Annotated in this window: 10 protein-coding genes and 1 pseudogene; 6 read left to right on the top strand and 5 right to left on the bottom strand. The window is 47.5% G+C overall.

What is annotated here, in order from left to right; all coding sequences use genetic code 11:
- Positions 1-196 precede the first annotated feature (196 nt).
- Entirely contained in the window at positions 197-964 is a 768-nt protein-coding gene (locus O3C43_16625; protein MDA1068115.1) for a glucose 1-dehydrogenase, read from the bottom strand.
- 191 nt (positions 965-1,155) lie between these two features.
- Here O3C43_16625 and O3C43_16620 point away from each other — a divergent pair, with 191 nt between their 5' ends.
- Both O3C43_16620 and O3C43_16615 read left to right on the top strand, forming a co-directional pair.
- Positions 1,156-2,400 carry a sulfite oxidase gene (locus tag O3C43_16620; GenBank protein MDA1068114.1) on the top strand — a complete coding sequence of 415 codons (1,245 nt, stop codon included), beginning with the start codon at positions 1,156-1,158 and terminating at the stop codon, positions 2,398-2,400.
- Between the two features lies 1 nt (position 2,401).
- Entirely contained in the window at positions 2,402-2,749 is a 348-nt protein-coding gene (locus tag O3C43_16615) for a hypothetical protein (GenBank protein MDA1068113.1), read from the top strand.
- Positions 2,750-2,795: 46 nt separating this feature from the next.
- Here the strand turns inward: O3C43_16615 and O3C43_16610 are convergent, their stop codons facing one another.
- A complete protein-coding gene (locus O3C43_16610; GenBank protein MDA1068112.1) occupies positions 2,796-4,175 on the bottom strand; it encodes an arylsulfatase in 1,380 nt (459 codons plus the stop codon).
- Between the two features lie 218 nt (positions 4,176-4,393).
- Here O3C43_16610 and O3C43_16605 point away from each other — a divergent pair, with 218 nt between their 5' ends.
- Positions 4,394-5,740, top strand: coding sequence for an MFS transporter (locus tag O3C43_16605; GenBank protein MDA1068111.1), 1,347 nt, complete (start codon positions 4,394-4,396; stop codon positions 5,738-5,740).
- A 106-nt stretch (positions 5,741-5,846) separates the two neighbouring features.
- Here O3C43_16605 and dgoD read toward each other — a convergent pair whose 3' ends face one another.
- A complete protein-coding gene (dgoD, locus tag O3C43_16600) occupies positions 5,847-6,995 on the bottom strand; it encodes a galactonate dehydratase (protein ID MDA1068110.1) in 1,149 nt (382 codons plus the stop codon).
- A 10-nt stretch (positions 6,996-7,005) separates the two neighbouring features.
- On the opposite strand from dgoD, the gene O3C43_16595 reads away from it, so the two are divergent.
- A complete protein-coding gene (locus O3C43_16595; protein ID MDA1068109.1) occupies positions 7,006-7,497 on the top strand; it encodes a VOC family protein in 492 nt (163 codons plus the stop codon).
- Between the two features lie 196 nt (positions 7,498-7,693).
- Here the strand turns inward: O3C43_16595 and O3C43_16590 are convergent, their stop codons facing one another.
- Positions 7,694-8,050 (bottom strand): hypothetical protein, encoded by a 357-nt coding sequence (locus tag O3C43_16590; GenBank protein ID MDA1068108.1) that lies wholly within the window; start codon positions 8,048-8,050, stop codon positions 7,694-7,696.
- Positions 8,051-8,631: 581 nt separating this feature from the next.
- Here O3C43_16590 and O3C43_16585 point away from each other — a divergent pair.
- Both O3C43_16585 and O3C43_16580 read left to right on the top strand, forming a co-directional pair.
- A pseudogene (locus O3C43_16585) lies at positions 8,632-8,934 on the top strand (transposase).
- 310 nt (positions 8,935-9,244) lie between these two features.
- Entirely contained in the window at positions 9,245-9,721 is a 477-nt protein-coding gene (locus tag O3C43_16580) for a hypothetical protein (GenBank protein ID MDA1068107.1), read from the top strand.
- A gap of 824 nt (positions 9,722-10,545) precedes the next feature.
- Here the strand turns inward: O3C43_16580 and O3C43_16575 are convergent.
- Complete coding sequence (locus O3C43_16575; protein MDA1068106.1) at positions 10,546-11,223, bottom strand: hypothetical protein; 678 nt, start codon at positions 11,221-11,223, stop codon at positions 10,546-10,548.
- Positions 11,224-11,270 lie beyond the last annotated feature (47 nt).

Here is an 11,270-nt window from a genome sequence, read left to right as displayed (position 1 = left end):
CATGCTACGATGATCTACGATCCTTTAACTGTTGGACATAGATCATGCTACGATGATCTACGATCCTTTAACTGTTGTAAGGGCGAAAAATAGGAGAAGGTTTTTCATGATTTAAATTGATAGATGAATACAGAAGAAGGAATTGGCAAAAACTAAAATCATTGGACGTAGATCAAACCATCCCTACCCTATGTTGCTACCTCGCTGTCCAACCACCGTCGATTGAGTAGGCACCGCCTGTGCAAAAGGAGGAAGCGTCTGAAGAAAGAAACAAAGCCAGCCCACCGATTTCTGTAAGTTCACCCCAGCGGTTCATAGGAATATTGGAAACAAAGTTTTTAAACTTTTCCGGGTCGTCGAGAAGCGGCAAATTCATTTCGGTGGCGAAAGGTCCGGGCAACATGGCATTAACCGTAATTTTCCAGGGCGCCAGTTCGATAGCGAGCGCACGGGTCATGTTGAGCACGGCACCTTTACTGGAGTTGTAGGGTGTGCGATCGGCAAATCCCACCACACTAAAAATGGAAGCAAGGTTTACGATCCTTCCGTACTCCTGCTTTTTCATCAAAGGCGTAACCGCCTTACAGCCGAGCCAGGTTCCGGTCACATTCACGTCCATGACCTTTTTAAATTCTTCAACCGGAACTTCGTCGATAGCACCCCGAAAATTGATTCCGGCACTGTTGATCAGAATATCCACCGAACCCAACTCCTCGTTTACCGACTGAACTGCCCGATTGACTTTTGCTTCGTCCAACACGTCGCAAACCACGCCCATCGTTTTTCCATCACCCAATGGCTCCAGTATAGAAACCGCTTCCGCATTGCGATCGGCATCGCGAGCAGCCACGGCCACGGACGCACCAGCCTCAGCAAGTGCTTTCGCCATTTCAATTCCAAGTCCCCGGTTTCCACCGATTATTAGAGCGTTGCGATTAGTGAGTTTGAACTGGTCGAATATCATATCTCGGCAGACTAACAGACACTTTTCAAAAAGGTTGAGAAAAATCGTCCCTGAGAAAAGGAAATGTGCTGGAACCTACTCAGAAACGAAGACGGAATTGGGGGAAAATGCAGGAAAGCTCACAAAAAAATTGCGAGAGAACCCGATACGCCATTACTTGTCGTGTAGAAAAGATACTGTTCTTCTATTCTATGAACCCAAAAGAAAATATACCGAATCCGTTTGAAGGCTTCAGCAGGCGCTCCTTCGTAAAAGCAATGACCACTGCTCTCGGAGCCAATATCGTTTTTGCGAATTGGATGCCCAAAGGCCTGGTCCCCGTTTTGTTGGCGCAAACTTCGGAGCCATTTAGCATTCCAGGTAAACCAGGGTTGACCATTTTAAATGACAGGCCCCTCAACGCCGAAACCCCCGCACATCTCCTAAACGACGCCGTCACACCGGCCAGCCGATTATTCGTCAGAAACAACGGACTTCCTCCAGTCAATGCCGATCCCAATACATGGACCTTAACCATTGGAGGAGAATCGGTCGTTAAAACGAAGACCTACACACTGAAGGATCTGAAAACAAATTTTAAGAACATCGAACTCGCACTCACCCTCGAATGTGGCGGAAACGGTCGCGCTGAGTTTTACCCTCCTGCCAGCGGAAATCAGTGGACGGTAGGAGCCGTGGGTTGCCCCGTTTGGAATGGTGTACGACTCAAGGATGTTCTCGAAGATTGCGGCATTAAGAATGACGCAGTCTATGTGGCCTACCACTCAGCTGATCAGCACCTCAGTCAGGACCCCAAAAAGGATGCGATTTCCAGAGGTGTTCCAATCGCAAAGGCACTTGAAAAAGAATCCATGATCGCCTGGGGAATGAATGGTGAACCTCTACCTGAACATCATGGATACCCGTTGCGTATGGTTTGTGGCGGATGGCCTGGATCGACATCCGGAAAGTGGGTTAAACAAATTGATATTCGTAACATTGTTCACGACGGAACGAAAATGACAGAAGGCTCGTATCAAGTTCCCAAATTCCCCGTGAAGGCTGGAGCATCGGTTCCGGAAGAAGATATGAAAATCATCGAGTCGATGCCGGTGAAATCCCTTATCACTCACCCAAAAAGCGGGGCGGAAATCGAGGTTAAGGACTCGCTAAAAATCAACGGTCATGCCTGGGCAGGCGATCTGGCCGTTTCCAGTGTTTCGCTCTCAATCGACTTTGGGCAAACCTGGATTAAAACAGATCTTAAAAAACCCATCAATCGCCTGGCCTGGCAACAATGGAGCGCCAAAATAACATTTCCTAAAAAAGGTTACTACGAAGTATGGGCACGGGCGGTTGACTCGGAGGGCACCTCCCAGCCGATGTTAATTCCGGGCTGGAATCCCAAGGGTTACTTGAACAACTCCTGCCACCGAATCGCTGTTTATGTTGCCTAAGATGAAAACAAAAATGCTGTGTCACATTAGCGCCTGGATGGTTCTATTTACGTTCCTGTTTGCCCTAAATGCCGAGGAAACAAAAACGGATCCGGCCACCGGCCTGATCATCGCCGACAATTGGAAATTAGTGGCGACCCACTGTATGCTTTGTCATTCGACAAAGGGTTTTACCGCCGTTCGGCTTGATCGAAATAATTGGGAAAAAATTATCCGGATGATGCAGGAAAAAAACGGCCTGTGGCAACTTGGGGACATCGAACCAAAGATCCTCGATTACCTGGAAACAAATTACGGCCTATCTAAAGAGAATTATAACCCAAAAATTCGTCGACCTCTCCTGGATTGATTGGAGCGACCATCTGACCCCGATAAGGGCTTTACCAAAAAAGGACTTACTCTCCGACTGGCCAATTTTCCGACTCGGTTCTAGCCGAGGCTAAATAGGTTTCGAATTTTGCTACAAGTTCTGGATACTGAGTGGCGATATTCCTCGTTTCACTTTCATCTTTGGAGAGATCGTACAGCTCAATCGGCAAGCCGGGGGCCATTCGGACAACCTTCCAATCTTTCCATCGAACCGCTTGTTGAAATCCGCTTTCAAAAAATTCCCAATACAGGAAACGATCATTCGATTGCGGTTTACCAAGTATCGACGGAACTACACTGACTCCGTCCAGGCCCGCTGGTGAAGTAGCTCCAGCGAGGTCAGCCAAGGTTGGTAACACGTCGGCAAAGTACCAGGGGAAGTCATTCGTCTCTCCGGCGACCACCCTACCCGGCCAACGAACAATCATGGGCGTACGAATACCGCCTTCATAAACATCGCGCTTACGGCCACGCAGTTTCCCGGAACTATCGAAGCGACCTTCCCAGCGTTCGGCAGCTCCGTTATCCGAGCAAAAGAAGACTATGGTTTCCTGATCGATATTTAGATCTTTTAACGATTCAAATAGTCGGCCCATGTCACGATCAAGTCGGGTGATCATTGCCGCATGCACTTTTTCATCATCCGACCAGGGTCGGTCCGTGTATGGAGCCGTATCCGGTATCTCATAACGACTGTGAGGAACCGTAAAAGGTAAATACAAAAAGAAAGGCTCATCTTTATGCCGTTGAACAAATTCAAGCGCAAAATCCGTAAACAGGTCGTGTGAATAGGTTCCCTTTTTCCCCTCCAAATTATTGGGGTAATCAATTCGTTCCTTATTCTTCCAAAGAAATTCGGGGAAATAAGAATGAGCCATCCGCTGATTGAGATAACCAAACCATTCATCCCAACCTTGATCGTTTGGTTCACCACTTGTACCAGGCTCACCAAGACCCCATTTACCTGACATTCCGGTCACATAGCCGGCTTCTTTCAATACTTCCGCAACCGTGATGTCTTCCGCGAAAAGAGGAACACGTCCCTCACCACCGGCCAAGCCCACAACACCAAATTTCCCAAAGTTTCCCCGCACGGTTGTATGCCCGGTATGAAGCCCGGTCATCAGAACTGATCTGGATGGAGCGCAAACCGGGGACCCCGCGTATACCTGGGTAAATCTGAGGCCTTCCTTCGCCATTTGATCCAGATAAGGCGTTTGAATTACCTCCTGACCAAAGGAACCCAAATCACCATAGCCCATGTCGTCCGCCATTATAAAGATGATGTTTGGCTTTGATCGTCTAGCGGAACCATCAGGTTTGGAACACGCTTGAAACAGCCCCAGAATGAAGACACTGAAAATGACCAAAAAGGGTTTATTTGAAGACCAGGCTGATTGTTGCATTTCGACAAAAGTAGGAAGTCACTTTAGGAAAGCAATCGATTCATGTTATCTTTTTTTGAGGACGGATTTGTTAACGGATGAACCTTCAGAATTGAAACAATGTCGATTCCTCCAATCCAGGTTAAACTCAATACTCTTAGACATTGGCATCTTCATTATTGCTAAACGGTTTATTCATCGGGATTATCCGAAATCTTCTTTCAGATCAGCCTTACCCTATGAGTTCCGTTTCAAACAACACACGCCCGACTAAAATTCGTTGGCTGGTCTTAGTCTTGGCCTCCCTGACATCGATGATGCTTTATCTTCATCGCTACACCTGGGCAGTCATCCGTCCTGAACTTGCCCGTGAGTATGGATTTACCAATACCGAGCTGGAGCGGATATTTGCATTCTTCAACTTTTCCTACGCCACCGGTCAAATTCCCAGTGGAATTATTGCCGACTTTTTTGGTGCCCGATTTTTTTTAGGTTCAATCATGTTTGGGTGGTCGCTTTCTTTAATCCTGTTTACAGTGGCCGGATCTTATTTTGCTTTTTGTGCGTCCAGGTTGATTTTTGGAGCCGTTCAAGCTGGTGCATACCCCAGCCTTAATAATCTTTCCAGAAACTGGTTTCCCCCAAGCAACCGGACCACGATGCAAGGATTTGTTGCAAGTTTTGCCGGACGTGCAGGAGGTGCTTTGGCTCCGATCATAATGGCAACGGTTTTAATGAGCTATTTCGGATTCGATTGGAAAACCGCCCTTATCATTATGGCTATGGGAGGCATGTTTCTAGCGCTTGCTTTTGTGGTTCTATATCGCAACAAACCGGATATCGATGGAAGGGTCAATCAGGCCGAACGGGATCTTTTTTTAGAAGACACTTTATCCAGTAAATCCAAACGTAGAGTATTAAGTTTCAAGCAGGCGATTAAAAACAGGGCACTGTCTATCATGGTATTTGCCCAAGTTGCAAATGCAGGAGCCGATGTCGTCTACACTTCTGTTTTGGGCAGCTATTTTCTTTCGAAGCAAATTTCGTTAGGCGAGATGGGCATCTACGCAAGCTTCCCTCTTTTTGGTGGAGCATTAGGGGGGTTCTTCGGTGGTTTCTTAAATGATTACCTAATCAGGAAAACCGGTAGCCGCAAATGGGGAAGACGCATCATGGGATCCTCGGGAAAAATTATAGCGGCCATAGTTTTATTTCCCACCATAGCTCAAAATAATGTCCTGGCCATCGCCATAGGTCTGTTCTTTGTAAAGTTTTTCAGTGACTGGTCGCAACCAACCGTCTGGGGAACCTGCACAGATTTAGGTCGTCGGTACTCGGCAACCGTTTTCAGTATTGTGAACACAGCAGGTAATGTAGGCGCTATCCTGATACCCTGGTTTTTGGTAGGCCCACTATTAGACCACTACTCAACCATTGAGTTGGTTAACGGTGTTTCAGAAACCATTACCAATTATTACCCGATGTTTGTCATGGTTGCCATTTTATATGTGATAACCGCACTATGTTGGCTTACCATCGATAGCACAAAACCAATCGATCCGGACGACAAACCTCTGGAGGCTTGAAAGCTCACTGAGCTCATAGAAGGTATAAGCACCCAACTCGGCCGAAATCCAACCCATTCTCACCTGACAACTGACACCTTCAGTTTTCACCCTGCGGCTTCACCGCCTACCATTCTGCCACCGAACCGTCTTCGTGTCGCCAGTCGCGAGGTTTCCAGGCAAAGCCTTCTTTGTCATTTTCGATAACCGCCTCTTCGTCGATATCGATTCCGAGTCCCGGAAGTTTCGGCAAACTTAGATAGCCGTCGGTAATATCGAAGACATCCTTGTTCTTCACACAGTCGAGCAGATCACCCGAGGTGTTGTATTGCATTTTTATCGACATCTCCTGAATGACAAAATTGGGCGTGCAGGCATCCAGCTGCATGGAACTGGCCAGGGCCAAAGGACCCAAAGGACAATGGGGTGCTACACCGATGTCATAAGCCTCGGCCATAGCCGCGATTTTCCGTGTCTCCCAAATGCCACCAGCGTGGGATAGGTCCGGTTGAATTATATCAATTGTTCCTTGTGAAATAAGCTCCTTAAATCCCCAACGACCATAAAGCCGTTCACCCGTCGCCAACGGAATCGAAGTATGTCGAGCCAGCTCCGGCAGGAAGTCCAGATGCTCAGGGAGCACTGGCTCCTCATAAAACATGGGGCGATATTGTTCCATTTCCTTAACCAAGGTCTTGGCCATCGATTTGTGAACGCGCCCGTGAAAATCGATTCCGATGCCTACATCCGGGCCTACCGCCTCACGTACTGCGGCCAGACGTGCCACGGCTGAATCTATTTCGCCATAACTGCCAATGCGTTCGCAGGCACCTACTGCATTCATCTTGATATTACGAAACCCTTGCTCCAATCGAACTTTTGCATCTTCGTCCGAAGTTTCAGGATCGTCCCCGCCAACCCAGGCGTAGGCTTTTATCTTGTCCCGAACAACGCCACCCATGATTTCGTATACGGGCAGCCCCAATGCCTTGCCGCGAATGTCCCACAGAGCCTGCTCAACCCCGGAGATGGCACTCATCAATACAGGACCACCACGGTAGAAAGTACCACGATACATCAGTTGAAACAAATGCTCAATCCGACTGGGGTCCGCACCAATCAAAAATCCTTCCAGCTCCTTTACCGCAGTAATGGAAGTTTCAGCCCGGCTCTCGACAATAGGCTCACCCCACCCTGAGATACCTTCGTCGGTCTCGATTTTTAAAAACACCCAGCGGGGCTTAACTTTATACAGGGTAAGTGAAGTAATTTTCATAGAAAGAAATATGGAACAGAGCTTAAAGATAGCCCTCGGAGAGGACTTAGAACAATCGAAAGTATATATGGAAAACGGACAAGACAATATGAACCCGGCAAAAGGCCGCCTGCACCACCTGGCAATTCAAACCCGCGACTGGGAGGAATCCAAGCGCTTCTATATCGACATTCTGGGCATGGAACAGGTGGGCGGATTTCAACTGCCCCATCGCGAGGTTCTGTTTCTCAACATGGGTGGTGGAGATTTGATCGAACTGTTTTCTCCATTAAAGGACGGAAAATACGACCTCCCCGATTACGATAACACCTCCTTGACCATATTTCATTTCGCTCTAGCCGTTGACGATGTGGATGCCGCAACAGAACGTTGCCGGGATGCCGGTTACGCCGTAAGGATCGAACCGAAAGTCTTACAGCTCGAAGGGATTCATGCCCGATTAGCTTTTATTATCGGCCCCAACGGTGAGCACGTAGAATTCTTTAAGAATCTTTCGGATTAAGTTCAGCGACGAACATAGAAAATACAATTCCCTAAGAAGGGAACAGATTGCGGTGCCATGAAGAAATAGGGCCAAATATTTCTTTAACGTGTTTCGCTGTTTTACTCCCGCCGCGTTGGCTGTCTTTAAAGAGAAGCAGTCTTAAATCCATTTCCAAGCGGAATTCAAACCGATAATGGCAATCCCGCATGTTGAGTTAATACTCTACATCGAATTTTCCAATCTCCCAGGCGACAGCCATTAAGGCTACGATCACTATTAGGAAACATTTCAGAAAAAATCCCAAAGCAAAACAACCCAGTGCAAATCCAACAAACAAAAGTGCTACAAGGCTTCCCCAAATAATCTTCTTCATCAGGTTGATTGAAAAAATTATCAATGCCAAACCAATGGTAAAGACTCCTGAGGAAAGTAAAAGAATTCTCAGGTAAGGAAGACGATTTTCAGTATCTATTGCATCCAGATGAAACGTAGATCCCATCAATGGGAGCGATACGATCGCGACACCCAAAAGGCCGACGGCTAAACTAATAGCGGTTTTTCGAAGGTCCAAATTGCGAATATCTAATTTCCTAAACTTTATCCTCCGAATATCGATGTGCATGTATAACAATTATTTTTCCAACCTTCTTACTTGGATTCTACAGTGTCCTGAATCCAGATTTAAGACATATCTCCAAATTAGCATAAATTACAAGCACCCTTAGTTTGATTTCTTGGGCGTACCCAAGAAACCTTCCCTTCGCTGAACCGGCGACTTTCTCCATTATCTGTAAAACAAGTTTACCCACCTATAATTTGAGACTGGAATCTAACCGGGCAGATATAAAGTAAAAGCGGGAAAAGACAAACCCGGTGTTATTTAGAGTTTCCTGAAAAACTAGGTAGTCCTTGAAAAACGTGAGAAATCAGTCACCTTTTGGTGGCTTAGGTGCACGGAATTATTAGTATTAGCCTTCAAATCCGTGCACCTGCCATGTATCGAAATGACCCTGATCAAATAGAATACGCTGATTTCTATACTGCCGCGCATCATGTTTTGAAGAGGCAGTTTCGCCGAAACACAGGAATAGCACCACGTATCGATACTAACAATGGTCCAAAAAACGCAATTCTTGATGCGCGGCAGTATACCTGCCCTTCGGAGGCAAGCTGTTGTCCTCCAACCGTTGGGTAAAGCTAGTGGCCCTGGTTCCGTGGGGTGAAGTCGAAGCGTGTTACAGTCAAAGCCTTGAAGGAACGGGAATGGGAGCCCCTGCGAAGAGCGGACGAATCGCCTTCGGAACGCTCATGATCAAGGAACGCCTGCGAGTGACCGACGAGGAAACCGTCGAACAGATCGCGGAGACCCCTTACCTGCAATACTTTTGGGGACTGTGCGAATACCGGCAGGAGTGGTTGCTTGATCCGTCGATGATGGTTCATTTTCGCAGTCGTTTCGGTGAGGTTCTTTGTTGGCTCAAAATCCAGTGCGCGGAGTGCCTCATTACTCTCGTTACACCGTCAAACAAACGCCCATTGAGTTCGGCGCTTCCAAGACTTGTCCGAATCCTCTTACAGCACAACCTGAAGGAATCACCTCTCGCTGCCTGAGTCGGACTTTTTCAGGAAGCCCTATTTAGTTTTCCCAGTTCGCGGACATAGGGGATGTCGCCTTTGCGGTTTTTCTTCGGAGGGATCACCGCGATGCCTCCCACAACAAGAATAGTTTGGCGGATGCCGTCGCGTAGGCTTTATCCGCTAATATTTGGACGCCCGAACAGTCTTTGGGCAGAACCGCATCGAAGCTTCTTGCGGTCGCGTTCATTGCCGCAAACAAGAGTCATTGAGGTCGCGCCTTGCCCAAGGCGTTTACGCAAGCGCTAATCTTGGTGTTACGGCCTTTCTAGGTCTTGCCAAGCCTCTGTTCTTCGGAGCTGAGGGTCGATCGGGTCGAATCCTGATGAGCCTTCACATGAGAAGCATTGATCATTATTCGGTGGGCCAGATCAGGGTACCCGGCGGCTATCATCCGGAGCAATTCAGTCCACAGTCCGCTCCGGCAGATGCGGCTGAACCAACGCCACACGCTATTCCATTTTCCATACCTTTCGGACAACTGGTCCAGATCGAACCCGTGCATAAAATCCACCTAATACCGTCCAGTTTTCCATCGAGATCCTTAAACTTTCTGCCCCGCATACTGGTACAATACCGGGTACTTTACGTGTCATTAATTTTTTAGGCCCGCTCGAAGTATAACGGGCATCTCCGATGATCTGTGCTTTATCATACTGGCCACATAATACTGTTATATGTTAATATGTAATTGTTTTTCGTATTTTCATTTGTCCGCGCGCCTAGTCAATCAGAAGACATTCACACACATTCCTTCGCAATTATTCAACTTTTACTTGATCAGTTGGCTGTCTCCTAAACTTTGGCGATTCTTTCGTTTCTGACATCCACTGTACCGAGGTCTTGATCGCCAACGAAGTGAAAAACAATCACATCCGACTGAGGAAAAATTTGTAATTTTGCGAAACCGGTATTGCCAGGACTGTTCCCACGGAAGCTCATGCCCGGCGTCCGGTTTCCTTACCGGTCCTGCAACTCTTGTCTGGAATCTGACCTTATATCAAATTCGATTTGAAATGATCATATCGTGCAGCTCATTCTGGAAGCAGCGCAAGGCGCGTCAGCCGGATTGTATCCAGATACTGCCCGGCTGACGGAACGCTGCGAACTTCCACAATGAACGCATCCCTATGGGACAGAAGGTTTGGGGGCATGTACGGCGTTCCCTGAGCTTGTCAGGGCCTTGGCCCAACCAAGCACAGCAGCCTTGCTCATGTCGAAAAAGCCTTTTTGCCATTTTATCATTTGAAATCAAATTTGGTATTACTTCCACTTTCAGAAAATACAGAAATCGGATGGACCATTTACGGAGGACTTTGTGTCCTTAACTGGCCACCGACGGGTTACACAGAATTAGCTAAGGGTATTTCTTAACCGTCGCTAAAACCTGATCGAACTCTTCAAGGCTCAGTTCGCGTACGGAATCAATCGTTACGAGGTGGATCTTTTTTCGATCGGTGCGAGATGATTGAACCCTGATCCAATGTCGCTTGTGTAGGCACTAACGGTCATCGCAACCGTAACTCCGCCCCCACGCCCTGGTCGCTCTACATAGAAAGATTGTAATTTCTCGTGGAGTTCGTCGGTTGATTCGAGCCACCAGGGACCCTGCCCTTCCATTGTATAAAAGTGATTCATTTCAAATCCACTTTTGTAAATACCCATGTAGGTCTGAACGTTTTGGCCAATAGTTGGTTGTTCAGAACTCGGCGCAACCGGGGTAGTTGCGGGCACAGCTTCTGCGATCGGACCAGTCGCGGTTGGAGTAGCGGTGACCGGTGGTTCATAATAGGAAGCTGGAGGCTTTCTGAAATTTGCCATTACGAATACACCAATCACAAATATAACGAGAACCATGTGAAGCATCAGCGGAACGGAAAAGAGCCACTTCAATCCTGGACGGGATCTCATTCTACTCCAGGCAACAAGTGCCAAGATCACGGAAAGAAACACCGCCGCCAGTTGCCACATGAAAAAGGCACCAACTCGATCCAATCCCCGCGTAAATCCATCGCCTCCGGTTACGGTAAACCGCGGCAGCACAAATGATAAAATAAAGACAACAATCCAAGCTACTAAAATCGAGAGGGCGGACTTTGGTATCTTCATAAGGAAACTTTCACTTCGGATTTCACCAAATTAATTTAGGCGAAGCC

This window comes from Verrucomicrobiota bacterium, assembly GCA_027622555.1.
GTDB lineage: Bacteria > Verrucomicrobiota > Verrucomicrobiia > Opitutales > UBA2995 > UBA2995.
Note: the sequence above shows the minus strand (reverse complement) of the source record. Positions and strands in the feature narration are given on the sequence as shown.

Bases quoted from the DNA above. Each gene is read 5' to 3' on its own strand.
- O3C43_16625 (MDA1068115.1), bottom strand. From the start codon at position 964: ATGATATTCGACCAGTTCAAACTCACTAATCGCAACGCTCTAATAATC.
- O3C43_16620 (MDA1068114.1), top strand. From the start codon at position 1,156: ATGAACCCAAAAGAAAATATACCGAATCCGTTTGAAGGCTTCAGCAGG.
- O3C43_16615 (MDA1068113.1), top strand. From the start codon at position 2,402: ATGAAAACAAAAATGCTGTGTCACATTAGCGCCTGGATGGTTCTATTT.
- O3C43_16610 (MDA1068112.1), bottom strand. From the start codon at position 4,175: ATGCAACAATCAGCCTGGTCTTCAAATAAACCCTTTTTGGTCATTTTC.
- O3C43_16605 (MDA1068111.1), top strand. From the start codon at position 4,394: ATGAGTTCCGTTTCAAACAACACACGCCCGACTAAAATTCGTTGGCTG.
- dgoD (MDA1068110.1), bottom strand. From the start codon at position 6,995: ATGAAAATTACTTCACTTACCCTGTATAAAGTTAAGCCCCGCTGGGTG.
- O3C43_16595 (MDA1068109.1), top strand. From the start codon at position 7,006: ATGGAACAGAGCTTAAAGATAGCCCTCGGAGAGGACTTAGAACAATCG.
- O3C43_16575 (MDA1068106.1), bottom strand. From the start codon at position 11,223: ATGAAGATACCAAAGTCCGCCCTCTCGATTTTAGTAGCTTGGATTGTT.